Raw genomic sequence first — 24765 nt, 5'->3', positions numbered from 1 at the left:
CTGTAGGAGCACCGTGCCAAGCAAGGCCAAAACCGGCAAGAAACTCGTGATTGTGGAGTCTCCGGCCAAGAGCAAGACCATCGCCAAGTACCTCGGCGAGGGCTTCATCGTAGAGGCCTCCATTGGTCACATCCGCGACCTGCCGCAGCCATCCGAGCTCCCCGCCGAGCTGAAGAAAACGTCGGTGGGCAAGTTCGCCGTCGACATCGATCACGACTTCAAGCCCTACTACGTGGTGTCCGCGGACAAGAAGAAAAAGGTCACTGAGCTCAAGGCCGCGCTCAAGGACGCCGACGAACTTTATCTCGCAACCGATGGGGACCGCGAGGGCGAAGCCATCGCGTGGCACCTGCTGGAAGTGCTCAAGCCCAAGGTCCCGGTGTACCGGATGACCTTCGGCGAAATCACGAAGGAAGCCATCCAGCGCGCCATGGGCAATCTGCGCGATGTGGACACCGCGCTGGTGGACGCCCAGGAGACCCGCCGCGTCCTGGACCGCCTCTACGGCTACGAAATCTCCCCGGTGCTGTGGCGCAAGGTGGCCCGCGGCTTGTCCGCCGGCCGCGTGCAGTCCGTGGTGACCCGCATGGTGGTGGACCGCGAACGCGAGCGAATGGCCTTCAAGGCCGCCTCCTACTGGGACCTCACGGGCCAGTTCGGCGCCGACGCCGGGTCCTTCAAGGCCAAGCTCGCCGCCGTGGACGGGGCGAAGGTGGCCAGCGGCCGGGACTTCAACGACGACGGCGTCCTGACGTCGAAGAACGTTGCCCACCTGAACGAGGAGCTGGCTGCGTCCCTGGCGGCAGGGCTGCAGGACGCTTCGTTCACCGTCCGGTCCGTCGACACCAAGCCGTACACCCGGCGCCCGGCTGCGCCCTTCACCACCTCTACGCTGCAGCAGGAGGCCGGCCGCAAGCTGCGTTTCTCCTCCAAGAGCACCATGCAGGTGGCCCAGCGGCTGTACGAAAACGGCTACATCACCTATATGCGTACGGACTCCTCCGCGCTGAGCGACGAAGCCCTCACCGCCGCGCGGCGCCAGGCGTCCGAGCTGTACGGCCCGGAGTACATCCCGCAGTCCCCGCGCGTGTACACCGGCAAGGCAGCCAACGCGCAGGAAGCGCACGAGGCCATCCGCCCCGCCGGTGACTCATTCCGCACCCCGGCCCAGGTGGCCAAGCAGCTCTCGGGCGACGAATTCCGCCTCTACGAACTCATCTGGAAGCGCACCGTTGCGTCCCAGATGGCCGATGCGAAGGGCTCGACGGCGACCATCCGGCTGGGTGCCGTCGCTGCGGACGGCCGGGATGCCGAGTTCTCGGCCTCCGGCACCGTGATCACGTTCCCCGGCTTCCTCGCAGCCTACGAGGAAGGCAAGGACGAGACCCGCGGAGACGACGATTCCGACGACGCCCGCCGGCTGCCCAACGTGGCCAAGGGTGATGCCCTCACGGCCTCCGAGATCCTGGCAGTGGGCCACGAAACCTCGCCGCCGCCGCGCTACACCGAAGCGTCACTGACGGCCGAGCTGGAGAAGAGGGGCATCGGCCGCCCGTCCACCTACGCCTCCACCATCTCCACCATCCAGGACCGCGGATACGTCCGGAAACAGGGTTCTGCGCTGGTCCCCAGCTGGATCGCCTTCTCGGTGATCCGCCTGCTGGAGCAGCACTTCAGCGACTACGTTGACTACGAGTTCACCGCGGACATGGAAGGCGACCTGGACAAGATCGCCAACGGCCAGGCCGTGGGCGCCTCCTGGCTCCGCCACTTCTACTTCGGGGAAGACTCGGACCCGGGCCTGCTGAGCATCGTGAACAACCTGGGGGAGATCGACGCCCGCGAAATCAACTCCATCCCCATCACGGATGAGATCACGCTGCGGGTTGGCAAGTTCGGCCCGTACCTGGAGAGCTCGGCCGCCACTGTCGACCCGAAGACCGGGGAGATCGTGGAGTCGCCCCGGGCCAACGTGCCCGAGGACCTGGCTCCGGACGAGCTGACCGCTGCCAAGGCCATTGAACTGATGGAAACCGCTGCCCCCGAGGAGCGGGTACTGGGCACCGACCCGCACACTGGGCATACGGTGGTTGCCAAGAACGGCCGATACGGCGCCTACGTCACCGAGGTCATCCCGGAGATGACCGAGGAACAGATCGCCGCCCAGCCGGTGGAGTACTACAAGAACGGCAAGCCCAAGCCGCCGAAGAAGCCGGTCAAGGCCAAACCCCGCACCGGCTCGCTGTTCAAGTCCATGACCGTGGAGTCAGTCACCCTTGACGAGGCGCTGCAGCTCATGAGCCTGCCCCGCGCCCTGGGCGAGGACGCCGAAGGCAACCTCATCACGGTGCAGAACGGCCGGTTTGGCCCCTACCTCAAGAAGGGGACCGACTCCCGGTCCATCGGCTCCGAGGAAGAGATCTTCACCATCACCCTGGACCAGGCGCTGGAGATCTACTCTCAGCCGAAGCAGCGTGGCGCCCGGGCCGCCGTCCCGCCGCTGGCGGAGTTCGGCCCCGACCCGGTGTCGGAGAAGAACATCGTGGTGAAGGAGGGCCGCTTCGGCCCCTACATCACCGACGGGATCACCAATATCACCGTTCCTCGGGCAACCTCCCTGGAGGAGCTGACGCGTGAACAGGCCGTGGAACTGCTGGCGGAGAAGCGTGCCAAGGGTCCGGTGAAGCGTACGGCCACCCGCAAGGCCCCGGCCAAGAAGAAGGCCACCGCCAAGAAGTAGCGGTGGTTACGGGGTTTGCATGGGGCACTGGATCGTGATCGGGTAGGGGGATGACTGAACAGCCAGCGCACACGGATCTCCAGCCCCTCAACGACCTCGAGGAAAAGCTCGCGAAGGGCGGGCAGCCTGACGCCAGCCCGGTAGACGTCATCCTGTCCTTCCTGAACAGCGAGGTCTACATCATCAGTTCGGACGGCATCGAGGGCGAGGACTCCCAGGTGGAGCCCCTGGTCCTGGGCAATGCCGACGGCGACCCCGTCCTCGCCGTCTTCTCGCACCCCAGCCGCGTGGACCAGCAGTACCTCGAAGCTGCGCCCAACGTGCTGGGCACCCAGGGTGCGGCCATCATCGCGAACATCGGTGACGAACTGGGAATGGTCATCAACCCGGGCGCAGCCTACGGATTCGAGATCAACCCCGAGGGCGTGGCCAACATCAAGCGCGACTTCAAGCGGGCTGACGAGCAATAATGGCACCATGCGGCTAGGCGTCCTCGATATCGGGTCCAATACTGTCCACCTCCTCCTGGTGGATGCCCACCCCGGTGCGCGGCCGGTGCCCTTCGCCTCGCACAAGCGGCCGCTGTCCCTGGTCCAATACCTGGAACCGGACGGCAGCATCAATGACGCCGGCCAGCACGAGCTCACCGAGTTCGTCCTTGAAGCCTGGGAGTTTGCGGCCAGGCACAAGGCCGAAGACCTCCTGGCCTTCTGTACGTCAGCCATCCGCGAGGCCACCAACGGCCCCGAGGTCCTGGCCCGGGTCAAGCACGAAACCACCGTGACCCTTCAGGAACTCACCGGCAGCGAAGAAGCATCCATGACCTTCTTCGCCGTCAGGCGCTGGCATGGGTGGGGTGCCGGACCCATTCTCAACCTGGACATCGGCGGCGGCTCCTTTGAGATGGCCTTCGGCCAGGATGAGCTTCCGGAAGTGGCCACGTCCGTGCCGCTGGGTGCCAGCCGGCTCACGCGGGACTGGCTGTCCGAAGATCCGCCGTCGGCCAAGAGCGTCAAGGAGTTGCGGCGGTACATCCGCGCCACCCTCAAGCCTGCGGTCCGGGAATTCGACGGGTTGGGCCGGGCCAACGTGGTGGCGGGAACGTCCAAGACCTTCCGCTCCCTGGCACGGATCGCCGGGGCCGCCCCCAGCGCGGCCGGCCCCTACGTCAAGCGCGAGCTGCAGGCTTCGGACCTGGGGGTCTGGGCGCAGCGGATCTCGGCCATGAAGGTCGAGGACCGGCTGCACCTGCCGGGCGTCTCCGAAGCCCGCGCCCACCAGCTGCTGGCCGGAGCGCTTGTGGCGGAGGCCGCACTGGAACTCTTCAAGTTCAAGAAGCTGAGGATCTGCCCTTGGGCCTTGCGTGAAGGCCTCATCCTCCGCCGGCTGGACCAGCTGGTGTTTTCCGGGCCCCTGGAGCTCGCACCCCACCTGGCCCCGCCGCAGACTGTCGAAGCCGCGGTCTAGGAACTCCTTAAAAGGGAAGTACCGGCGTCGGCAACAGGAAAATGGGGGAAAACCTGTTGCCGGACGCCGGTACCCTGGCAGGGATCCCCATCCCTGCCGCATCACTCGCACCCTCAATGAGGTAGTACCCACGTTAGGACTCCAAGTTGTGAGGCACCTGCACCCAACATGTGAGCCACCTGTGAATGGGTTTCGGCGAGTTCCCACCCTTTTCGTGTCCGCCCCGGGTCATGGATTTCTGCGCTTGCAGGGCCGAACTGTAATGATGGAGCCATGAGCAACCGAATCGCATTCCTTGGCTGTGGATCCATGAACGAAGCAATTCTGAGTGGCCTGCTGGAATCCGGAACGGATCCGGCGGACGTCGTCGCAACCGTCCGGAGGGCAGAGCGTGCCGCAGAGCTGGCGGAACGGCACCACGGGGTGACCGCAATCGCCGGGGAAGAGGAGCCGGACAACAACAAGCAGGCAACCAAGGGATCCGGCGTCGTGATCCTGGGCGTCAAGCCTGTTGGCATCACGGAGCTGGCGCGGGAAATCAGCAGCTCGCTCTCGCCCACCACGGTGGTGGTCAGCGTGGCAGCGGCGGTGTCCATTGCCCAGCTTGAGGCGGCCCTGCCCGCAGGGCAGCCGGTGATCCGCTCCATGCCCAATACACCGGCCAAGCTGGGCCGCGGCGTGGTGTCGGTCTCGCCGGGCACCAGCTGCACCCCTGAACAGCTCAAGAGGGTCAAGGATGTCCTGCACGGTGCGGGGACGGTGGTGGAGGTCCCCGAGGAACAGGTGGACGCGCTCTCTGCGATCAGCGGTTCCGGACCGGCGTACGCGTTCTACCTGGCTGAAGCAATGGCCGCAGCGGGCCGGGAGCTTGGCCTGGACCCGGAACTGTCCCTTCTCCTCGCCCGGGAAACGGTGGCCGGAGCCGGCTTTATGCTCGCCGAGCCCGGCGCCGATCCCACCGCGCTGCGCAAGGCCGTGACCAGCCCGAACGGCACCACCGAGAGGGCCATCGCCACGTTCGACGAGCGCGGCCTTCCCGCCATCATTGCCGCCGGTGCCCGCGCCGCCGCGGAGCGCGCAGCCGAGATCACCAGGCAGCTCGGCTGACTCACGTCGGGAACTAGGGCCGGGCTGCGAACCGTTCCAGCAGGTCCACGTGCCCGGACACGATCAGCATGTCCCGGGAGGACACCTTGGTCTCCGGGCGGGCGTAGGTGAAGTCCTCACCCGGTGACTTCACACCAACGATCGTCACGCCGTACTTGGACCTGACCTTGGATTCGTCCAGCGTGAATCCCACCGTTTCGCGCGGGGGGTACATCTTGACGATGGCGAAGTCGTCGTCGAATTCGATGAAGTCCAGCATCCGGCCGGAGACCAGGTGCGCGGCCCGGACGCCGGCGTCGGCCTCCGGATAGATCACATGGTTGGCGCCGATGCGGGTAAGGATTTTGCCGTGGGAGGGCGTAATGGCCTTCACCCAGAGGTGTTCGATGCCCAGGTCCACGAGGTTGACAGTGATCAGCACCGAGGATTCGATGGACGTGCCCACCCCCACGACGGCCGAGCTGAACTCCTGGGCGCCCAGCTGGCGGAGTGCGTCGATGTTGGTGGCGTCAGCCTCCACGACGTGGGTGAGCAGCGGCGCCCATTTCTGGACGAGGGTCCTGTCCCGTTCGATGGCGAGGACCTCGCGGCCCTGCTTGACCAGCTGCTCTGCCGTGGAGGAACCGAACCGTCCCAGCCCGATGACCAGCACGGGGGCGTTGTGGGCGGGGCGACGCGGGGCGTCGGGTGAACTAGCCAATGATGGGCCTCTCTTCGGGATAGTGGTAGAGCTGGCTGCGCTGGCGAAGGGCCAGGGCGGCTGCGAGGGTGACCGTTCCTACGCGCCCGGCGAACATCAGGGCAGTGAGGACGTAAACGCCCGACGGCGGCACTTCAGCGCTGAGGTTGGTGCTGAGGCCGCAGGTGGCGAACGCGGAGATCGTTTCGAACAGCACCCGGTCCAGTGACGCCCCGCTGATATGGAGCAGGAGGAATGCCGAGACGGACACCAGGGTGGCCCCGGCGACGATCACCGAGATGGCCACCCGCATGGTGCCTTGGGGGATGGTCCGGCCGTACACCTTGACGTCGGTGTCGCCGCGGCCTTCGGCCACAATTGCCAGGAACATCACGGCGATGGTGGTGACCTTGATGCCGCCCGCGGTGGACGCAGAACCTCCGCCGGCGAACATCAGCGCATCCGTCAGCAGCATGGTGGTGGATTCCATCTGGTTCTGGTCCACGAGGTTGAAGCCGCCGGACCGCATCATGACGGACGCAAACAGGGCGTGGGTGACCTTGTCCCCGACATCCATGGTTCCGATGGTCCGCAGGTTGTCCCACTCCATCAAGGCCCACAGGACGGTGCCCGCCAGCAGGAGGATGAAGGACACCTGGATGGTGAGTTTGGTGTGCAGGTTCCACTTCTTCCAGTTCAGCCCGTTCTGCTGGAGGACCATCACCACGGGAAAGCCCAGGCTGCCCAGGAAGACGCCGAGCATCAGGGGAACCAGGATCCAGAGGTCTGTCTCGTAGGGCACGATGCCGTCCGAGTGCGGGGTGAAGCCTGCGTTGTTGAAAGAGGAGATGGCGTAGAAAATTCCATGCCAGACGGCCTGCCAGAACGGCTCACCCAGGGTCAGGAACCGGGGGATCAGGGCCAGTGCAAGGATTCCTTCGATCACCACTGACGTGGTGATGACGATCCGCAGCAAGGTGCCCACCTCGCCCAGGCGCCCTGCGTTGTTCATGGACTCGGCGGCAATGATTTTGCCGCGCACTCCCAGTCGCTTGCCTACCATCAGCGCCAGCAGCGAGGCCAGGGTCAGGGTGCCGAGGCCGCCGATGAAGATACCAATCAGGATTACCAGCTGACCGAAGAAGGACCAGTGGACCGCCGTGGACACCACCGTCAGTCCGGTGACGCACACGGCGGAGACTGCGGTGAACATCGCCTGGTGGACCGGGGTGACGGTACCGGTGGCGGAAGAGACGGGAAGGGACAGCAGGAGCGTGAATACAAGGCAGACGGCGGCGAACACCGTGAGGGCAAGACGGGCCGGCGAGGTGTTCGCAATGTCGTCGACGAAGTCCCGCAGCCGCGTAAGGATCCAGAGGCCTTCCCGCTCCTGCCCTGCGGGATGCCAGTTGGCCGGGGTACGGGGCCTCGACTGGCTTTGCGTCATGTGTGGCTTTTCCTCGGTAGAAACTGCTTCCCTCAGTAGTAAACCACTAATGCCTGCGTCATGACTGGGCAGGAGGGGTGCCGCGCTCAGGTAGCCTGTGATTGATGACATACCTGCCGGGCCTCAGCTTGCCCGCGCCCCCAACGGTGGTGGCGTGGAGTTCTGACATGACCGCCTACAATTTCGGCCCGGGCCACCCCATGGCCCCGGAGCGCATGGACCTGACAGCCCGGTTGGCGGGCAGCCTTGGGTTGTTCGACCTGGAGCATGTGGCGGTGGAGGCGCCGGACGTGGCGGACGACGCCGACCTCGAAACCGTGCATTCCGCCGAATTTGTTGCGGCAGTCAAAAAGGTCAGCGCACATCCCGGCGAGACTGACGAGGCCCGCGGCCTGGGCACCGAGGATGACCCCGCTTTTGCCGGGATGCATGAGGCTGCAGCCCGCCTGGCCGGAGCGTCCCTGCTGTCCGCCTCCCGGATCCTGGACGGTTCGGCCCTGCGCGCCATCAATTTCGGCGGCGGCATGCACCACGCCTCCCGCGAGCGGGCCAGCGGGTTCTGCATTTATAACGACGCCGCCCTTGCCGTGCAGAGGCTGCTCGACGGCGGCATCCGCAGGGTGGCGTATATCGACGTCGATGCGCACCACGGGGACGGAACGGAGAGTATCTTCTGGGACGACCCCCGCGTGCTCACGGTTTCGCTGCACGAGAGCGGGCTGACGCTGTTCCCGGGCACAGGGTTTGCGAACGAGATCGGCGGCCCGCAGGCGGAAGGGACAGCCGTGAACGTCGCGCTGCCCTCGGGAACGGGGGACGCCGGCTGGCTGCGCGCCTTCTACGCCGTGGTCCCGCAGTTGGTAGCCGCCTTCCAGCCGGAGGTAATCGTCAGCCAGCACGGCTGCGACTCGCACCGCCTCGACCCCCTGACGCACCTCAACCTCAGCGTTGACGGGCAGAGGGAGGCCGCCTCCGCCGTCGGGAACCTTGCAGCCCGCCACTGCGACAACCGCTGGATCGCCACGGGAGGCGGCGGCTACAACGTCCTCCAGGTGGTCCCGCGGTCCTGGAGCCACCTGATTGCCATCGCGGCCGGGCGGCCCGTGCCGCTGCGCACGCCGGTCCCGCAGGACTGGCGTGATTACGTCCAGGAAAAGTTCGGTTCCTCGGCGCCGGCGCTGATGAGTGACGATGTGGAGCTCTGGTGGCGGTCATGGGAGGTCGGTTTCGATCCCAACGATGCCGTGGACCGGACTGTCATGGCGACCCGGAAGTCCGTGTTCCCGCTCCACGGACTCGACCCCTGGTTCGACTGACGCGTTGCCTTCAGGTGTTCCGCTTCTCCGTCTGGAACACCACTCCCGCTGCGCCGATCAGCCATCCCAGCAGCGATAACGCGAAGGCCCCGATCAGGTCCGTGGACGCGGTTCCCTTGGCGAGCCACAGCAGCAGGACAGCCAGGCCCACAGCGAGGTAGACGATGATGGCTGCGATGATCCGCCCCGACAGCCGGGCGGTGACGTCGGACGGGTTGACCGCGGTGGAGCTTCCCGGCGCCCCGGGACCTGGTGGCCGGCGGGCGTCCTGCCCGGACTCCTCACGGCGGACTTCGGCGATGGTGAAACCGAGCGCCGATGCGGTCAGCGAACTCAGCGACGTCGCCAGGACGCCGGCCGCAGTTACCAGGGCTCCATTGAGGGGCGGCGCAACAGTCCGTCCGTCCGGCACCCAGAACCCCACGCGGAGCAGAACTGAGCCCCACACCGCGACGAAGAGGCCCAGGAACACGAACGCGATGATGTTGAACAGTTGCTGGCGGAGGATCTCCATGCCACCCACCCCTCAGGTCACGCCGGCCGCTGCCCGGGAACCCTGGGCAACCCTGGAACCGTTCTAGCACCGCGGGAGAACCGGGGCAATGGCATTCGGGTAAGGGCCGAAATAGTTGATGCCTTTCGGCGTATATGTCGCTAGGGTTGAGGCATGGTGACAGACGACGTATTTGCCGTCATAGCGGAATCGACCCGGCGTGACATTTTGGTTTCCCTCCGCTCTGGGGACAAGGCCGTGGGCGAACTGGTGGAGGAACTGGCTGCGAGCCAGCCCACCATTTCCAAGCACCTCAAAGTCCTTCGCGAAGCCCAGCTGGTGAGCATGCGGGCCCAGGGCCAGAAGCGCTACTACGCACTCAACCGCAAACCTCTGGAGGGCATCGCCACCTGGCTAGAGACCCTCGACGTCGGCGCGGCGGCGCCAGCGGAACCGGCCGGCCGGGCGTCCTCGCACGCCGCCGCTGCCCAAGGCAGCCAGGAACAGGCTTCCCGCACCACCCCCGAGACGGCACCCGCGGACCAGGAATCCGCCACCGCCGGCGCCGTGGCGGCGGAGGCTGTGTCCGCCGGTGTCCTGGCGCGCGACGGCGCCGAGCTTAGTCCCGCCGTCGTTATCCCCGGCGGCACCACGGCGCCGCTGAGCGACGATAGCGTGCCCCAGCAGATCGGCAGGACCGTGGGGCGGGCCGCCACCAAGGCCGCCGACCTCCTGGCTAACCTGCCCACCCTGCCGAAGTTCGGCCGCAAGAAGTAGGGCCCTGGCGCCTACTTGTTGAGCAGGCGCACGTGGTCCGGGGTCAGTCCGGAGATATTGCTGACACCCAGCAGGGCCATGGTGCGGGCCATGTCCTTCTCGAGGATCTGCAGCGTACGGTCAACGCCCGCCCGGCCGCCGGCCATCAGTCCGTACAGGTAGGCGCGCCCGATCAGCGTGAAGTCTGCGCCCAGGGCCAGGGCGGCCACGATGTCCGCGCCGCTCATGATCCCCGTGTCCAGCATGATTGCGGCATCGCTGTTGTCCGCGGTGAAGGCCTGCTTGACCTCGGGGAGCAGGTGGAACGGGATGGGTGCCCGGTCCAGCTGGCGGCCGCCATGGTTGGAGAGGACCACGCCGTCGGCGCCATGGTCGACGACGCGGCGGGCATCCTCCACGGTCTGGATGCCCTTGACCACCAGCTTGCCCTTCCAGGTTTCGCGCAGCCAGTCCAGGTCCTCGAACGTGAGCGTGGGATCGAACATGGAGTTGATGAGGTCCGCCACGGTTCCGGTGTAGCGGGACAGTGACGCGAAAGTGAGCGGCTCATGCGTGAGGAAGTTGAACCACCAGGCGGGGCGGTAGGAGGCATCGAGGACGGTCTTGACCGTCAGCGCCGGCGGGATGGTCATGCCGTTGCGGACATCGCGGAGGCGGGCGCCGGCCACGGCGGTGTCCACGGTGACCATGAGGGTGTCGTTGCCGGCCTTGGCGGCCCGCTCGATCAGTTCCAGTGAGCGGTCGCGGTCCGTCCAGAGGTACAACTGGAACCAGTTGCGGCCGTTCGGGGCTGCGGCCGCCACATCCTCGATGGACGCGGTGCCCATGGTGGAGAGGGTGTAGGGGATTCCGGCGGCTTCCGCGGCCTGGGAACCGGCGTACTCGCCTTCGGACTGCATCATGCGGGTGAAGCCGGTGGGGGCGATGCCCACGGGCAGCCGGGATGGCTTGCCCAGGATTTCGGTGCTCAGGTCGATTTTGGAGACGTTGCGCAGGATGCCGGGCCGGAACTCGATGTCCAGGAACGCCTCGCGGGCACGGCGGAGGGTGATTTCCCCTTCGGCAGCGCCGTCGGTGTAGTCGAACGGTGCCTGCGGGGTGCGGCGCTTGGCGATGTCGCGGAGATCCCAGATGGTGCTGGCCCGCTTGAGCCGCGCTTCCTTGCTGAACTCGGGCTTCTTGAACTGCATCAGCGGGGCCAAATCCGAGTACTTGGGGATCCGGCGCTTCAGCGCTGCCGGCACCGCTGAAACGGCCGGTGTGGCGGCGGGCCCGGGGGCGGCCGCCGGGATGTCCGTAGCATCCGGGGCGGGGGATGCCTCCGGATTGTTGGGCTGGATGGTGTGGGTCATGGCGTCCTCCGTTGGGCCGGCAGGTCCGCGTCCGGGACCTCCTGTGGTCTAACCACACTGTAGGCCATGTGGTCGGACCACATCAAGTACCATGGCCCTATGCGTACGCACCAGCTTGTTTTGTCTTGGATTGAGGCCGAGCTTTCCGAGGGCCGGCTGGCCGTGGGCGGACGGCTGCCCGCCGAAAGGACCCTCGCCGAACAGCTGAAGGTCTCACGCACGTCCGTGCGCGAAGCCATCCGGATCCTTGAAGCCATGGGCGTGGTCCGGGCCGGGGTGGGGTCGGGCCCGGACGCCGGTACGGTGGTCATCTCGGATCCGACGGCGGCCCTTGGCTCAGCTTTGCGCCTGCACGTGGCCACGCAGCACCTTCCGGTGGCGGACATCGTGGAAACCCGGATGCTCCTTGAGTCCTGGGCGGCGTCCAGGGCAAGCCCGGAGGCCCCGGAGCTGGAGGAGGCCGGCAAACTTCTGGACGAGATGGCCGTTGAGGGGTTGGACGTTGATGAATTCCTGGCGCTGGATGTCCGGTTCCACCTGGCCCTCGCCGATGCCGCGGGAAACGCGGTGGTCAGCGCCATGATGGGCTCGCTGCGCGAATCGATCCAGCGGTACGCCGCGCAGCTGACATCCAGCCTTCCGGACTGGGAGGCAACAGCCACGCGCCTGAAGGCAGAGCACTGCGGGATCCTTGCCGCCATCAGGAACGGCGACGGCGACCGCGCGGCACGGCTGGTGGCAGCCCACATCGAGGGCTACTACCGGGAAGCCGGAATGGGTCGTCCCTAAAGGGTACTCAGCCGTGGACTGCCGTGCGGGCAGCCTTGGCCGGGCCGGTGCTGGCGCGCACCTCGAGCTTTGGCTGGTAGCGGCTGCCGGGAGCGTCGCTTTCCTCGTTGCGGATGAGGGCCCGCAGCTGGTGCCAGGCCTGCTCGCCCAGTTCGGTAATGGGAACAGCCGCTGTGGTGAGCGTCGGCGTCGTGTACTTTGCGAAGGGAATGTCGTCGAACCCGGTGACGGAGATGTCGCCGGGGACGTCGAGGCCCCGTTCATGCAGCCCGCTCATCAGGCCCATCGCCACCAGGTCGTTGAAGGCAAGGATCCCCGTGGCGCCGCTTTCCAAAACGGCATCCACCGCGCCGTGGCCGGTGTCGAAGTCCGAGCCACCTTCCAGCATGGTGACCTCCACCTGCGGATGGGCCGCCTTGAAGGCCTCCAGGCCCTGGAGCCGGAGGTTGTTGGACGCGCTGCGGGGAGGACCTGCCAGGAAGGCGAGGCGGGTATGGCCCAGGTCCACCAGGTGTTCGGCGATATCCTGCACGCCCTGGCCGTAGTCCACCACCAGGCTGGGGACGCCTGCAGCGGCCGTGGTGCGGTTGATGAGGACCAGCGGCCGGAGGGACGGCGCAATCTCCTCCAGTTCGGCGTCGCTCATGCGGGGCGCGCAGAGTACCAGTCCGTCGCACCGCCGGCGTGCCTCGCCCGCCAGGATGGTTTCCTCGCTGGAGACCTCAAAGGAATCGGCGATGAGCACGCGGTACCCGTCCTGGGCGGCGGCCCGGCTCAAGCCGCGGAGGATGGCCTGGAAGGTGGGGTTGGCCAGGTCCGGCACCACAATGCCGATGGTGTCTGTCTTGCCGAGGGCCAGGCTTCGGCCCACGGGGTTGGGCTGGTACTTCAGCTCGACCGCCGCCGCCCGGACCCGGGCAGCGATCTCGGGGTCCACCGTGAAGTTGCCGTTCATGACGCGCGAAACCGTCGCGTGGGAGACTCCCGCCTTCACGGCAACGTCTGCGATGCCGATCCTGCCGGATGCCGATTTCCTGACCATGCGTGGCCCCTTCCTTCGCGCCGCGGCCGGCAGGTGGTGGCGCCGTTCCGTTGCAGGGCAGGATCCAAACCGACTGTGTGGCGGCGTACTCGTCAAAGCATGTAGTGAGTGACAGCATATAACGGGACGGGAAAGCGATTTCTCTTCCTTTCCCACTTTTTCCCGCCAATTTTCCCGTTCTTTCCCGGTCCTGGGCGCGGATCGGGCAGAAAACGCTTTCTCCTGCGTAGTCCAATGCTTGACGGATGAGCGATCGGATTGATACAACTCATAGAGAAGCCTGAGAAAACGCTTTCTGAGGCAAGGTACAAAGAAGCACCACATCGTCACCGAACAGCGGCCCATCCGGCCGGATTTTGCGTCTTCGAAAGGGACCCCTCATGGTCAACACAGCCGAGTCGACTTCCGCCCCAGAGGCATGGTCCGAACCCGCGGACGGCACCGAAACTGCTGCCGCCGCTGCGCCCGCCCGCCGCGGCGGCAAAGCCCGCATTGCCCTGATCGGCACCGGCGGGCGTTCCGAGATGTACATCCGCGCCATTTTCGGCAAGCATGCGGACACCGCCGAGCTGGTGGCATTCTCGGACGTGAACCCCGGCCGCGTGGAGTTCTACCAGAAGCTCATCCAGGAACTGGGTGCGCCGGGTCCGGTCGCATCGTTCGATCCCGCCGGCCTCACCGCCTTCATTCAGGCCAACGCCATCGACCGCGTCGTGGTGACCACCCCTGACTACACCCACGCCGACTACATCGTGGAGGCACTGCGCGCGGGCGCCGACGTCGTCGTCGAGAAGCCCCTCACCATCGACGCCGAAGGCTGCCGCCGCATCACCCAGGCGGTGCATGAGACCGGCCGCAACGTGGTGGTCACCTTCAACTACCGCTACTCGCCGCGTAACAGCGCCCTCAAGGAGATTATCCAGAGCGGCGTGATCGGGAAGGTCACGTCCATCGACTTCAGCTGGGTCCTGGACACCGTCCACGGCGCCGACTACTTCCGCCGCTGGCACCGGGAAAAGAAGAACTCCGGCGGCCTGTTGATCCACAAGGCCTCGCACCACTTCGACCTGGTCAACTGGTGGATCGACGACGTTCCCGAGCGTGTCTTCGCTTCCGGCGGCCTGAAGTTCTACGGCGACAAAAACGCCGCTGAGCGCGGCCTGGGTCCCCGCCCCGAGCGCGGCACGCCCAGCGCCGATGCCCCCGCCGGCGCGGAAAAGGACCCCTTCACCCTTGACCTGCGGGAGGACGAGCGCCTCAAGGCCCTCTTCCTGGACAACGAGCACTACGACGGCTACCGCCGCGACCAGGACGTGTTCACCGGCGGCATCACCATCGAGGACAACCTCGCACTGGTGGTGGAATACCAGGGCGGGCCCCGCCTCAGCTACTCGCTGAACGCCCACAGCCCCTGGGAGGGCTACCGGGTAGCGGTCAATGGCACCGAAGGCCGCGCCGAGCTCGAGGTGGTGGAACGCGCCGCCGTCACCTCCAGCACGGACAAGAAGACCGTCGTGGACCCCAGCGCCACCCCCATCGAAGAGGATGACGCCATCCGCCGCAACGGCGAACGCCTGGTGGTCCAGCGCCACTGGGAAGCCGCCTACGAGGTGCCGATCGTCAACGGCGAAGGCGGCCACGGCGGCGGTGACGAGCTCCTGCTCTCAGACCTCTTCGACGGTCCGGGCGAGGACCCGCTGGGACGCCCCTCCGGATACCTGGACGGGCTGCGCTCCGTCTCCGTCGGCATCGCCGGCAACCGCTCCCTCGAGTCCTCCCTGCCCGTACGCATCGAGGACCTGGACCTCGGCGTCGACCTCCGCCGCGGCAACTGACTCCTGCCCGGGAACCAACCGAAGGAATAACCATGAGCAGGATCTTTGTCACGGGCGGCTCCGGACGCCTGGGCCGCAGTGTTGTGGCGGGGCTCGCCGCAAAGGGCCATCACGTCATCTCGGTGGACCGCGACGCCGTTCCGGCGGACCAGCTGCCCGCCGGCGTCGTGCAGGAAACGGCCGACCTCCTGGCCCCCGGCGAGGCGCTGCGCCTCCTCCGCGAGACCACGCCCGACGCCGTCATCCACCTTGCCGCCATAGCCGTACCGTTCAGCGCGCCCGAGGACGTCATTTTTGCCACGAACACGCGGCTCGCGTTCGCCGTGATCAGCGCGGCCACCGACGTGGGCGTGCAGAAGATTGTTACGGCCAGCAGCCCCACGGTGCTGGGCTACGGTTCGCCGGCGGGCTGGCTGCCGCCGTCGTTCCCGCTGGATGAGCGGACGCCGCCGCGGCCGTGGAACGCCTACGCCCTGTCCAAACTCATTGCCGAGCAGACCGTCCAGACCTTCGCTGCAGCACAGGGCGAGAAAATCCGTTACGCAGCGTTCCGGCCCTGCTACGTGATCTCGCCGGAGGAATGGGAGGGTGCACCGACGCAGCAGGGCCACACCCTTGCTGAGCGGCTGGCCGATCCCGCACTGTCCGCACCCGCGCTTTTCAACTACGTGGATGCCCGGGACGTGGCGGACTTCCTGGACCTGCTGCTGGAAAAGATGCCGTCCATCCCCAACGGGGAAACCTTCTTTGTAGGAGCCGCGGACGCCCTTGCCACAGCACCGCTGGCCGAACTGATGCCGAAATTCCTGCCCGGAAGCGAAGCCCTCAGCGCCGGACTCACTGGTGCCAGCCCGGCCTTCTCCATCGCCAAGGCCCAGGAGCTCCTGGGCTGGCAGCCAACGCGCAGCTGGCGCACCGAACTCAAGTCCAACACCCTGCTCAAAGACGAGAACTCCGCGCTGGTTACTGCCGGCAGCGGAGCCAAGGAGACACCATGAAATTCGACGGCGTACTGTTCTTCCCCGTCACCCCGTTCACGGCCGAAGGCACCGTTGACGTGGAGCTGCTGAAGGAACACATCAGCTCCCGGCTTCCGTTCGGGCCCGGCGGCGTTTTCCCCGCCTGCGGCACCGGCGAATTCCACGCCCTCAGCATCGAGGAGGTCCGCACCGTGGTGACGGCCGCCGTCGAGGTCGTCGCCGGAAAGGTCCCGGTAGTCGCCGGCGCCGGCGGGCCGCTGGGCCACGCGATTGCCGCCGCCCGCGCCGCGGAAGAGGCAGGGGCGGACGCCCTCCTGGTCCTCCCGCCGTACCTGGTCACCGGTCCCACCGACGGACTCGTGGCTTATATCGAGGCCGTGGCCAACGCCAGCAGCCTTCCGGTGATCGTCTACCACCGCGGCAACGCCAGGTTCACCGCCGCATCGATGGCCACGCTGGCTGCCAACCCCAAGGTCATCGGCTTCAAAGACGGGCTGGGAGACGTCGGCCTGGCCCAGGAAATCGTCTCCGCGGTGCGTGCCACCGGACGCCAGGACTTCGCCCTCTTCAACGGCCTGCTGACCGCCGAACTGACCCAGGGCGCCTACCGCGGACTGGGCATCCCCTTGTACTCCTCCGCGGCATTCGCCATGGCCCCGGAGATCGCCAAGGCCTACTATGACGCCTACGAAGCCGGCGATGAGGACCGCCGCAACGCCCTGCTGGAAGGCTTCTACGCACCGCTGGTACGCCTCCGCGACCAGACGCCCGGTTTCGGCGTTTCGCTGATCAAGGCAGGCCTGCGGCTGGGCGGACTTCCCGTCGGCTCCGTACGCCCGCCGCTGGTGGATCCCACCGAGGAGCAGCTGGTGCAGCTGAAGGCCATCCTCGCCAGGGGCTACGAGCTGGCCGGCCGCTGATGAGCGCCCCCGCGGCTGTCGCCGTCCGCACGGAACCGCGCATCACAGGACTCAGCACCCGCCTCATCACGGTTCCGCTGCGCCGCAGCTGGGGCGTGGAGGCACCGGAAAACCACGTGATCGCCACGGAGATCCACACGGACGACGGCGGCGCGGGGCACGGTTTCTCCTGGACCCCCACCATCGGTCCGCAGGCAGTCAAGGCCCTGCTCGATCACGACATCGCCCCGTTCATCGCCGGGCTGCCTGCCAACCCGGAAACGGTGTGGGATGCCGTATGGAAGCGGCTGCACGAGGCCGGCGGCGGGGGACTGACCACCATTGCCATGGCCGGCGTGGACCTGGCGCTGTGGGACCTCCAGGCGTCGCGGGCCCACACCTCCGTGACCGGACTCCTGGGGCAGCGCCAGGAGTCTGCCGAGGTCTACGGCTCCGGGGTGAACCTGCACTACACGCTCGAAGAGCTGGTGGCGCAGACCGAGCGCTGGGTTGCAGCCGGGCACCACGCTGTGAAGATCAAGGTGGGAAAGCCAGACATCCGCGAGGACGCCGAACGGGTCGCCGCAGTCCGGTCCGTGCTGGGCCCGGACCGGAAGCTGATGATCGACGCCAACCAGCGCTGGGACCTCCCCACCACCCTCAAAGCCCTGGACGTGCTGGCCGGCTTCGGGCTGGAGTGGCTTGAGGAACCCATCCGCGCCGACGACCTCTGGGCCTACCGCAGGCTCCGCAAGCACTCACCCGTGCCGATCGCCCTCGGTGAAAACCTGCACACCATCTACCGCTTCCGCGATTTCATCGACGCGGAGGCCGTGGACATCATCCAGCCGAACATCATCCGGGTGGGCGGCATCACCCCGTTCCGGCGCATCGTGGAACTTGCCCGGACCAACAGCATCAAGGTCATGCCGCACCTGCTGCCGGAGCTGTCCGGCCAGCTGGCGTTGACGCTTGCAGAGCCCACCCTGGTGGAGGACGTGGAGGAGGCATCCTTTGAGCAGCTGGGCATCCTGGCAGGACCTTCGCCCGTCCGTTTCAGCAACAGCCGGGTGTCGCTCACCGACCAGCCCGGACTTGGCTTCCGCTTCCGGGACGACCTGTAAGAAGCGCCGTTGATGAATCTACATACGAAGAACAGGTACCTGACGTGACAACTGCAACGCTTTCCCTGTCCGAACTCACCGCCGCTGCCACGGAGGCAGCCAGGATCTCCGCGGCCGCCTCCGATTCTGAACGTGCCGCCTGGCTCATCGGGGTGGCCGATGCGCTCGACGCGAACGCCGCCGACCTGGTGGAGATCGCCGATTCCGAGACCAGCCTTGGCGCAGCTCGCCTCACCGGCGAAGTGGCCCGCACAACCGGCCAGCTGCGCCTGTTCGCGCGCGTCATCACCGAGGGCTCCTACCTGGAAGCCGTGATCGACCACGCGGACCCCGCCTCCACGCCGCCCAAGCCGGACCTGCGGCGCATCCTGCGGCCCATCGGACCGGTTGCGGTCTTCTCCGCCTCCAACTTCCCGTTCGCCTTCTCGGTGGCCGGCGGCGACACTGCCTCGGCCCTGGCCGTGGGCTGCTCCGTGATCGTCAAAGCCCACTCGGGCCACCTCCGCCTTTCTGAGCGGACGGCGGAAATCGTCACCGAAGCACTGCGCGCAGCCGGTGCTCCGGAAGGCCTGTTCGCACTGGTGAGCGGCCGTGAGGTGGGAACCGCGCTGGTCCAGGATCCGGCCATCAAAGCGGTGGGCTTCACCGGCTCCATCCCCGGCGGCCGAGCCCTCTTTGACCTTGCCACGTCCCGTCCGGACCCCATCCCGTTCTACGGCGAGCTGGGCAGCCTGAACCCGGTGGTGGTGACCCAGGCCGCCCTGGCAGAGCGTTCCGGGCAGCTCGCGGAAGGCCTGGCGGGATCCTTCACCCTTGGTGCCGGACAGTTCTGCACCAAGCCCGGGCTCGTCTTTATCCCGTCTGGAACAGACTTTGCCGCAAAAGTGGCGGCGGCCAGCAAGGACAAGCCTGCCCTGGGCATGCTCACCAGCCGGATCGCGGAGGCCTACCCTGACGGCCTGCGCAGCTTCGCGTCCGTGGATGGCGTGGATGTGGTCAGCGGCACCGTGGACCAGGACGCAGTGGCCGACGGCGCCGCACCCGTGGTCTTTTCCACCTCGGCGGCAAAGGTCCTGGAGCGCCCCGGGGAACTGCTGGAGGAGTGCTTCGGTCCCACCACCATGCTGATTGAGTACTCGGGCCAGGAGGAGCTGTCCGCGGTCCTGGCCAAGGTGCCGGGCAGCCTCACCGCCACCGTCCACGCCCAGCCGGGCGAGGACGTGTCCGCTCTTGTGGGCCAGTTGTCCGAGCTGGCCGGCCGCGTCCTCTTCGACGGCTGGCCCACCGGTGTGGCCGTCAACTGGGCCCAGCAGCACGGCGGCCCGTACCCGGCCACCACGTCCCTGTTCACCTCGGTAGGCGCGACGGCGGTCCGCCGCTTCCAGCGTCCGGTTGCCTACCAGGATGCGCCCGAGACGGTCCTGCACCCGGCCCTGCACGAAAGCAACCCGCTGGGCATCCCGCGCCGGGTGGACGGGGAGCTCCACCTCCCCTGACACGCTCTCTCACTTGATGTTGCTTTAACCGGAACGCTCTCTCACTTGTGAACGGCTCCCCGGAAGTTGGACTGAGAAATTCAGTTGCGACTTCCGGGGAGCAGTTTTATGCCTGCTATTAGTAGTTCTTTGTCTGAGGTCCAGCGCGAGGCGGCGGTAGCGTGGTTTTGGGAAGGGCGTTGGGTAGCGGGCTGCGGCTCGTTTGCTTGAGACGCCGTGGGTGCCGGTCAGGGCACTGAATGGGCGGTGGAGGATTCATGGTCAAGGAGTAGTGGTGAGCAAACCGGCGAAGTCGTACTCGTTTGAGTTCAAGCTGGCGTTAGTGGAACGGTTCCTCGCGGGCGAGACCGGCCCGGCCCTGACTGTGGAGGCCGGTTTGTCATCGCGTCAGTTGCTGCAAAAGTGGGTCCGGGCGTATCGCCGTGACGGTGCGGAGGCATTACGTCCCAAGGCCAAAGGCAGGCCCGCGAAGTCCGCGGCTCCACCTCCACCGGCCGAGTTACCTGAACTGGAACGGTTGCGCCGGGAGAACGAGCGGCTCCGCGCGGAGGTGGCGTACTTGGGAAAACTGCGGGCCTTGAGGGATCAGGGACGACGGTAAAGGTCCAGGCCGTCGTTTCCCTCGCGCCCTAGAATCCCATTAAGCCAGTCCAACTATCGGAGACCAGTTCTTGATGTTGCTTTACCCGAAACGCTCTCCCAGTTGGTGCCGGAAGTACAGCGCCAACTGAGAGAGCGTTTCTGGTTTTGCTGCAGGATCTGAGAGAGCGTTTCTGGTTTTGCTGCAGGATCTGAGAGAGCGTTTCTGGTTTTGCTGCAGGATCTGAGAGAGCGTCTGGCCTAGAGCTGGAGGGTGGCCGGGCGCTGGAGGCCGTTCACCGTGGTCGAGGGCCAGCGGGGGTCGGCCGTGAGGACCTGCAGGCCGGACCCGGTGAGCTGGACAGTGTCCTCGATCTTGACGCCGGGCCCGGACGGGTTCCAGGTGAAGGCCTGGCCCAGGATCACGGTGTCGGTCGCGGCGTCGGTGACGCGGGGATCACGCCCTGCATAGCCGGCGGGTCCGCCCTGGTGGTGCTGCTCCCACTGGTCTGCGCCGAAGCCATGGCGCGCGTAGGCCGCCTTGATCTCGGTAAAGATCCGGTCCAGCCGGGCGCCCGGGACCGTGGCGTCGAAGATGTCCGCCTCCACCCCTGCGATCCTCGCCTCGGCGTCGCGCTCTTCCGCAGTGCCGGCGTCGAACCTCACCCAGCGGGTGATGTTGGCCACCATGCCGTCCCTGCGTGCGCACACCACCGCCATGGCGCGGCGTCCCAGCGGCGAGTGGGTGGCCAGCGGGTGCCGGAAGCTGCTCCGGCTGCTGCCGTTGCACAGCAGGACCAGCGGCTCCGCGCCCGCGGCCACAATCCGGGCAGCGAGGGCGGACACCAGTTCGAACTCGGTGGTTTCCGGCCGGGCGCCGGACAGCACGTCCGTCATCAGGGCTGCAACCTCGGCGCTGAGACGGGCGTAGCGTGCGCTTTCGTTGGGGAGCAGCTGCTGGCGGGCCGCGCGCAGTTCGGCGGCGACGTCCGCTTCGGCCACCGGTACGGCGTTCCTTCCAGGGAGGCCGACGGCGGCGGCGGCCTCATGCAGGTTGGCGTGCCAGGGCACGGAGTGCAGGGTGACGCCGGACGGAAGCTCCTCGGCGGCGAGGCGCCCGGCCTCGTTGTTGAACGTGACCACGTGGTCGCCGCGGCGGTCCACCAGGACAGCTGCGATGGGATCGCCGGCCAGGCTGATGTGTACCCGGCTGCCGTCCAGGTACCACGTCAGGGCGGTGTTGGTGGTCAGCAGCAGTGAATCCTGGCCCTTTGCGTCAAGAATGTCCAGCACCCGCTGGCGTTTGATGGCGCGGTCCTCCGGGGAGGCGGGGGCCGCCCTGCCCGAGAGCAAGGAAGCGTCGGCTGTTGTCTGGGTCATGAACGGTTCCCCTGCTGGTTGATGAGAGCTTCGATGTCGGTTGTGCCCAGGATGCCGTCGGCCACAAAAACGGTGATGCTGCGCTGCACCGGAGCGTCAGGTTCGGCGATGACCGGGCTGTCCCAGGCCAGCGACTGGCCCACCCCCGGGTAGCCATCCACCCGGACGAACCACGGATCGGTGGAACCTCCGGCGGCCACGAACACAAGGGTGGCGCTGGCGCCGTCGAACGTTCCTGCCCAGGCCAGCCACGGCGTTACTGAACCGTGCACCTCTGCTTCCCCGGCACCGGACGGCGTCCACACGGTGGCGTCCGCGCAGGCGGGCAGGCGCCAGAAGAACCCGCCGTAGCCGCCTTCGAAGCGGCCGTTGGAACCGGGGCTGCCCAGGCTGACCGGCCGGTCGCCGGCGGGGGAGAGGGCAAAATCCAGGGACAGGCGCCAGGCGGACGAGTGGACGCCGGACCACTCCCAGGTGCGGTCCTCGCGAAGGACCGGCGCGCCGTCCGGCCCGTTCCAGCCCAGGGTCTCCCGCAGCCGGCCTGCCGCGCCGCCCGTCCGCGCAGCCGTTTCCTCAGCGTGGGTTTCCGTGGGTGTGATGCTGCCGTGGTCCGGGCGCCAGACATACTGGCCGGCCTCGCGCGTGTAGGTGCGGCCGCCCCAAAAGTTAATGCCGTCCACGTCCTGCAGGGCCACGCCGGCCCCGAGGTGCCACACATGGTCCAGCGGCTGGTGGTCCGTCACCACGGTGCCCGCGAGGGTCCGGACGGGGTGCAGGTAGGGCCGCGGCGAGGACACGGCCCGGATCCGGCTGCCGTCCTGGTACTCCGCGACCGCCTTGCCGTCCAGGGTGAGGGTGCGGACCGGCGGCATTTTGCGGGCCCAGGGCATACCGAGTTCCGCGAAGGTGGCCTGGGCTTTGACTGCCCTTGCGATCACGGCCGCGATGTCCTGGACTACCGGATGGGCGTCGTCGTCCTCGCCCTCCCACGCGATGTACCCGGGGTTGATGGGTTGCGGCGCGGGCGCTGTCCGGATGGCTTCCAGCACCGTGGTGAAGGCGCCGGTGTCCGGCAGGGCGCACAGCAGCGGCACCCCGTTGGAGCGGGCCTCCAGAAGGTTCTCCAGCAGGTCGGTCCGGCCGAATGTCTCGCGGCGCTCGCCGTCGGGGGTGCTGATGACCACCTCGTCGTCGGTGTAGAAGAGCGTGACCTCGCCGCGGGTGCCGTGTACCGTCACGGAGGGCCGCTGCTGTTCCGGCGCGCACAGCGTCAGTCCGCACAGCAGCGTGGAGCCACTGGTGGTGCGGACACGGATGATGGAGGTGTCGTCACTTTCGGTGTCATGGGCCCGGTACAGGTCCGTGTCCACTGATTCGACGTCGGCCATCGTGTGGGCGCCGGCCAGGTGGAGGCCCGTGGCTACCGCATGGGCAAGGGCATTGGTGGCCACGCCGTCCACCACGTCGATGCCGTCCAGGCTGCGCTTTCCGGCCCAGCGTGAGCGCTTGAAGTAGGCCCTGTTCCGTACCCACTGTCCGGTGGCGCTCAGGCCCAGGACATCACCGATGCCGCCGGATTCCACGAGGGCCCGGACAGCCGGCAGCGCGTGCGACCCCAGGCTCTGGAAACCCACCTGGACCAGCCGTCCTGCGGCGTCGGCAGCGGCGAGTACATCCCGGAACTGGCCGAGCGAGGCCACCGGCGGTTTTTCCACGTACACGTCCTTGCCTGCTGCCAGCGCCGCGAGGGCCAGCGGGGCGTGCGTTTGGATGGGTGTGGCGAGGATGACGACGTCGACTTCCGGGTCCGCTGCCAACAGCTGGGCAAGGTCGCGGAAGACGGCTACGGATTCAGCCAGCCGTCCTGGAGCCGGGGGATTGGGATCCGCGACGGCGACGAGTTCCAGGGTGCCGGCTGCTTCGAGCCTGGCGAGGTTGGCAAGGTGCCGTTCACCGAAGCCGTGCACGCCCACCAGGGCGATGCGCGGGACGGGTGCCGGGACGGCGCCTCCCGCGGAGTGGCTTTCGCGTTCCGCGGTGGCGGATTGATCAATCATCAGGCGGGTCCTTGGTAGCTGAGGGGAAGGGTTTGGGGGTCATGGGCGCAGAGCGAGTTGGACAGGAAACCGAGCGCTTCCTGTTGCATGCTGGCGGTAAATACGTGCCCGCCCGGCCAGAAGCTCCCGGTATAGGTGCCGGGGCTGTGGAGCGACTCCAGCACCCGGTGGGCGTCGCGCATCCCGGCTTCGGGGAAGAGCTGGTCCGCCAGGGCATACTGCACCAGCAGTCTTTCGGACTCCGACCTTGCCGTCAGCTCCGGCCAGTCGCCCAGCTTCCAGAGGCCGGGGGTCTGCAGCAGCCACGAGTGGGCGTCCAGGTAGGAGGGCAGAAGTGACTGGAACGTGGTCATCATGCAGGTCACGACGTAGCTCTTGATGCGGGGACTCAGCGCAGCGAGGGCCAGGGAACGGCCGCCGCCGCCGGAGAAGCCGATGCAGCCCAGCCGGTCCTGGTCGACATCCGGCAGCCCCGCGAGGATCTCCAGGGCAGCAAGGTCGTCGTGGGCCACCATGCCTGCCAGGCTGGTGCCCAGCAGGCCGGCGGTCTTGGCCACGGTCTCTTCGTGGAACCCTGCGGCCGCGTTGTACACGTCGGCATCGGAAGGCACGACGCCGTCCTCCCGCCACTGTGCCTGCCTCGCCTCCAGTGCCGAGGCCGTCCGCCAGGGCGGGACGGAAAGGTCGAAGCGGCGGCTGCCCCAGGCGAAGGCGTCGTGGGCGAGGACTGCGAAACCGCTACGTGCCAGGTCCGTGGCAAGGGCGCGGCCGTCGTAGTGGCCGGCCTGGGCGGCCTCCGCCGACGGGTGCTGCTCCGGGAGCTCCACCAGCCGGTCCGCCCCGCCGAATTTGTTGCCCCCATGGCAGTGCAGCGCGAGGACGCCGGGCAGCGGCCCGGAACTGCCGGCCGGCCGGATCAGCCAGCCGGTAGTCCTGGGACCGAAGCCCAACTGCCAGCTGAGCTGGGAGGTGGTGACGCCGTCGTGCGTTTCCTCCCAATGAACTGACACGTCAGGCTGGGCTGGAACTTCAGGGACGCCGAGGGCGTCTGCGAGTTCCTGCGCAGCCGGCGTTGCTGCCTGGTGGCGGGGGTAGTGCCGGACGTAGGCAGGCCAGTCCTCGTAGCCGGCGATGGCGCTGGGCCTGACGGGCCCTGTGCTTTCAGTCACTGGCCTGCCTCCTGTTCGGGATGTTGTTGTGATGGCT

At 67.3% G+C, this 24765-nt stretch carries 21 protein-coding genes; 13 read left to right on the top strand and 8 right to left on the bottom strand.

Annotation, left to right across the window (positions count from 1 at the left end):
* Positions 1 to 13 precede the first annotated feature (13 nt).
* From topA to proC, 4 genes are all read left to right on the top strand, one after another.
* Positions 14 to 2740 carry a type I DNA topoisomerase gene (gene topA / locus AC4BCK_RS16715; RefSeq protein ID WP_174177149.1) on the top strand — a complete coding sequence of 909 codons (2727 nt, stop codon included), beginning with the start codon at positions 14 to 16 and terminating at the stop codon, positions 2738 to 2740.
* A 50-nt stretch (positions 2741 to 2790) separates the two neighbouring features.
* Positions 2791 to 3210: an SseB family protein gene (locus AC4BCK_RS16710; protein ID WP_174177147.1), complete on the top strand. Its 420-nt coding sequence runs from the start codon at positions 2791 to 2793 to the stop codon at positions 3208 to 3210.
* Positions 3211 to 3217: 7 nt separating this feature from the next.
* The gene (locus tag AC4BCK_RS16705; RefSeq protein WP_174177145.1) at positions 3218 to 4207 is read left to right on the top strand and encodes a Ppx/GppA phosphatase family protein; all 990 of its coding nucleotides are present in this window, start codon (positions 3218 to 3220) and stop codon (positions 4205 to 4207) included.
* Between the two features lie 273 nt (positions 4208 to 4480).
* Positions 4481 to 5314 (top strand): pyrroline-5-carboxylate reductase, encoded by an 834-nt coding sequence (proC, locus tag AC4BCK_RS16700; RefSeq protein ID WP_174177143.1) that lies wholly within the window; start codon positions 4481 to 4483, stop codon positions 5312 to 5314.
* Between the two features lie 13 nt (positions 5315 to 5327).
* On the opposite strand, the gene AC4BCK_RS16695 is transcribed toward proC, so the two are convergent.
* Together AC4BCK_RS16695 and AC4BCK_RS16690 are read right to left on the bottom strand one after the other, a co-directional pair.
* On the bottom strand, positions 5328 to 5966 hold the full coding sequence (locus AC4BCK_RS16695) for a potassium channel family protein (protein WP_172801511.1): 639 nt from the start codon (positions 5964 to 5966) through the stop codon (positions 5328 to 5330).
* A 40-nt stretch (positions 5967 to 6006) separates the two neighbouring features.
* Positions 6007 to 7440 (bottom strand): TrkH family potassium uptake protein, encoded by a 1434-nt coding sequence (locus tag AC4BCK_RS16690; protein ID WP_174177141.1) that lies wholly within the window; start codon positions 7438 to 7440, stop codon positions 6007 to 6009.
* Positions 7441 to 7544: 104 nt separating this feature from the next.
* On the opposite strand from AC4BCK_RS16690, the gene AC4BCK_RS16685 reads away from it, so the two are divergent.
* A complete protein-coding gene (locus tag AC4BCK_RS16685; protein ID WP_397425577.1) occupies positions 7545 to 8756 on the top strand; it encodes an acetoin utilization protein AcuC in 1212 nt (403 codons plus the stop codon).
* A gap of 10 nt (positions 8757 to 8766) precedes the next feature.
* On the opposite strand, the gene AC4BCK_RS16680 is transcribed toward AC4BCK_RS16685, so the two are convergent.
* On the bottom strand, positions 8767 to 9270 hold the full coding sequence (locus tag AC4BCK_RS16680; RefSeq protein WP_251422750.1) for a hypothetical protein: 504 nt from the start codon (positions 9268 to 9270) through the stop codon (positions 8767 to 8769).
* A gap of 153 nt (positions 9271 to 9423) precedes the next feature.
* Between AC4BCK_RS16680 and AC4BCK_RS16675 the strand changes: the two genes are divergently transcribed.
* Positions 9424 to 10026: an ArsR/SmtB family transcription factor gene (locus tag AC4BCK_RS16675; RefSeq protein WP_251422753.1), complete on the top strand. Its 603-nt coding sequence runs from the start codon at positions 9424 to 9426 to the stop codon at positions 10024 to 10026.
* 11 nt (positions 10027 to 10037) lie between these two features.
* On the opposite strand, the gene AC4BCK_RS16670 is transcribed toward AC4BCK_RS16675, so the two are convergent.
* Complete coding sequence (locus tag AC4BCK_RS16670) at positions 10038 to 11378, bottom strand: alpha-hydroxy acid oxidase (protein WP_490566221.1); 1341 nt, start codon at positions 11376 to 11378, stop codon at positions 10038 to 10040.
* Positions 11379 to 11477: 99 nt separating this feature from the next.
* Here AC4BCK_RS16670 and AC4BCK_RS16665 point away from each other — a divergent pair, with 99 nt between their 5' ends.
* Positions 11478 to 12167, top strand: coding sequence for a FadR/GntR family transcriptional regulator (locus AC4BCK_RS16665; protein ID WP_174177133.1), 690 nt, complete (start codon positions 11478 to 11480; stop codon positions 12165 to 12167).
* A gap of 7 nt (positions 12168 to 12174) precedes the next feature.
* On the opposite strand, the gene AC4BCK_RS16660 is transcribed toward AC4BCK_RS16665, so the two are convergent.
* The gene (locus AC4BCK_RS16660) at positions 12175 to 13209 is read right to left on the bottom strand and encodes a LacI family DNA-binding transcriptional regulator (RefSeq protein ID WP_364275221.1); all 1035 of its coding nucleotides are present in this window, start codon (positions 13207 to 13209) and stop codon (positions 12175 to 12177) included.
* A gap of 380 nt (positions 13210 to 13589) precedes the next feature.
* Here AC4BCK_RS16660 and AC4BCK_RS16655 point away from each other — a divergent pair, with 380 nt between their 5' ends.
* The 6 genes from AC4BCK_RS16655 to AC4BCK_RS16630 all read left to right on the top strand — a co-directional run bounded on the left by AC4BCK_RS16655 (position 13590) and on the right by AC4BCK_RS16630 (position 20144).
* Positions 13590 to 15044 carry a Gfo/Idh/MocA family oxidoreductase gene (locus tag AC4BCK_RS16655; RefSeq protein ID WP_363939719.1) on the top strand — a complete coding sequence of 485 codons (1455 nt, stop codon included), beginning with the start codon at positions 13590 to 13592 and terminating at the stop codon, positions 15042 to 15044.
* Positions 15045 to 15076: 32 nt separating this feature from the next.
* Positions 15077 to 16042, top strand: a complete 966-nt coding sequence (locus AC4BCK_RS16650; protein ID WP_400601912.1) for an NAD-dependent epimerase/dehydratase family protein — start codon at positions 15077 to 15079, stop codon at positions 16040 to 16042.
* A complete protein-coding gene (locus AC4BCK_RS16645) occupies positions 16039 to 16944 on the top strand; it encodes a 5-dehydro-4-deoxyglucarate dehydratase (RefSeq protein WP_490566220.1) in 906 nt (301 codons plus the stop codon). The genes AC4BCK_RS16650 and AC4BCK_RS16645 overlap by 4 nt, the downstream gene beginning before the upstream one ends.
* Positions 16944 to 18047: a mandelate racemase/muconate lactonizing enzyme family protein gene (locus AC4BCK_RS16640; RefSeq protein WP_364321087.1), complete on the top strand. Its 1104-nt coding sequence runs from the start codon at positions 16944 to 16946 to the stop codon at positions 18045 to 18047. The genes AC4BCK_RS16645 and AC4BCK_RS16640 overlap by 1 nt, the downstream gene beginning before the upstream one ends.
* A 44-nt stretch (positions 18048 to 18091) precedes the next feature.
* The gene (locus tag AC4BCK_RS16635) at positions 18092 to 19543 is read left to right on the top strand and encodes an aldehyde dehydrogenase (NADP(+)) (protein ID WP_490566219.1); all 1452 of its coding nucleotides are present in this window, start codon (positions 18092 to 18094) and stop codon (positions 19541 to 19543) included.
* Between the two features lie 274 nt (positions 19544 to 19817).
* The gene (locus AC4BCK_RS16630; protein WP_310112814.1) at positions 19818 to 20144 is read left to right on the top strand and encodes a helix-turn-helix domain-containing protein; all 327 of its coding nucleotides are present in this window, start codon (positions 19818 to 19820) and stop codon (positions 20142 to 20144) included.
* A 239-nt stretch (positions 20145 to 20383) separates the two neighbouring features.
* Here AC4BCK_RS16630 and AC4BCK_RS16625 read toward each other — a convergent pair whose 3' ends face one another.
* The 3 genes from AC4BCK_RS16625 to AC4BCK_RS16615 are packed head-to-tail and all read right to left on the bottom strand — an operon-like array spanning position 20384 to position 24728.
* Positions 20384 to 21502 carry a M24 family metallopeptidase gene (locus AC4BCK_RS16625; protein WP_366278306.1) on the bottom strand — a complete coding sequence of 373 codons (1119 nt, stop codon included), beginning with the start codon at positions 21500 to 21502 and terminating at the stop codon, positions 20384 to 20386.
* Positions 21499 to 23559: a DUF6807 family protein gene (locus AC4BCK_RS16620; RefSeq protein ID WP_490566218.1), complete on the bottom strand. Its 2061-nt coding sequence runs from the start codon at positions 23557 to 23559 to the stop codon at positions 21499 to 21501. Before AC4BCK_RS16620 ends, AC4BCK_RS16625 begins: the two co-directional genes overlap by 4 nt.
* Complete coding sequence (locus AC4BCK_RS16615; protein WP_400583049.1) at positions 23559 to 24728, bottom strand: acetylxylan esterase; 1170 nt, start codon at positions 24726 to 24728, stop codon at positions 23559 to 23561. Before AC4BCK_RS16615 ends, AC4BCK_RS16620 begins: the two co-directional genes overlap by 1 nt.
* Positions 24729 to 24765 lie beyond the last annotated feature (37 nt).

The sequence above is a fragment of the Pseudarthrobacter sp. As-47 genome (assembly GCF_058215595.1).
The sequence above is the reverse complement of the archived record's forward strand: the minus strand, read 5'-3'. Positions and strand labels throughout refer to the sequence as shown.

Bases quoted from the DNA above. Each gene is read 5' to 3' on its own strand.
- AC4BCK_RS16650 (WP_400601912.1), top strand. From the start codon at position 15,077: ATGAGCAGGATCTTTGTCACGGGCGGCTCCGGACGCCTGGGCCGCAGT.
- AC4BCK_RS16620 (WP_490566218.1), bottom strand. From the start codon at position 23,559: ATGATTGATCAATCCGCCACCGCGGAACGCGAAAGCCACTCCGCGGGA.
- AC4BCK_RS16690 (WP_174177141.1), bottom strand. From the start codon at position 7,440: ATGACGCAAAGCCAGTCGAGGCCCCGTACCCCGGCCAACTGGCATCCC.
- AC4BCK_RS16705 (WP_174177145.1), top strand. From the start codon at position 3,218: ATGCGGCTAGGCGTCCTCGATATCGGGTCCAATACTGTCCACCTCCTC.
- AC4BCK_RS16625 (WP_366278306.1), bottom strand. From the start codon at position 21,502: ATGACCCAGACAACAGCCGACGCTTCCTTGCTCTCGGGCAGGGCGGCC.
- AC4BCK_RS16660 (WP_364275221.1), bottom strand. From the start codon at position 13,209: ATGGTCAGGAAATCGGCATCCGGCAGGATCGGCATCGCAGACGTTGCC.
- AC4BCK_RS16680 (WP_251422750.1), bottom strand. From the start codon at position 9,270: ATGGAGATCCTCCGCCAGCAACTGTTCAACATCATCGCGTTCGTGTTC.
- AC4BCK_RS16655 (WP_363939719.1), top strand. From the start codon at position 13,590: ATGGTCAACACAGCCGAGTCGACTTCCGCCCCAGAGGCATGGTCCGAA.
- AC4BCK_RS16645 (WP_490566220.1), top strand. From the start codon at position 16,039: ATGAAATTCGACGGCGTACTGTTCTTCCCCGTCACCCCGTTCACGGCC.
- AC4BCK_RS16670 (WP_490566221.1), bottom strand. From the start codon at position 11,378: ATGACCCACACCATCCAGCCCAACAATCCGGAGGCATCCCCCGCCCCG.
- AC4BCK_RS16640 (WP_364321087.1), top strand. From the start codon at position 16,944: ATGAGCGCCCCCGCGGCTGTCGCCGTCCGCACGGAACCGCGCATCACA.
- AC4BCK_RS16710 (WP_174177147.1), top strand. From the start codon at position 2,791: ATGACTGAACAGCCAGCGCACACGGATCTCCAGCCCCTCAACGACCTC.
- AC4BCK_RS16685 (WP_397425577.1), top strand. From the start codon at position 7,545: ATGACATACCTGCCGGGCCTCAGCTTGCCCGCGCCCCCAACGGTGGTG.
- proC (WP_174177143.1), top strand. From the start codon at position 4,481: ATGAGCAACCGAATCGCATTCCTTGGCTGTGGATCCATGAACGAAGCA.
- AC4BCK_RS16665 (WP_174177133.1), top strand. From the start codon at position 11,478: ATGCGTACGCACCAGCTTGTTTTGTCTTGGATTGAGGCCGAGCTTTCC.
- AC4BCK_RS16675 (WP_251422753.1), top strand. From the start codon at position 9,424: ATGGTGACAGACGACGTATTTGCCGTCATAGCGGAATCGACCCGGCGT.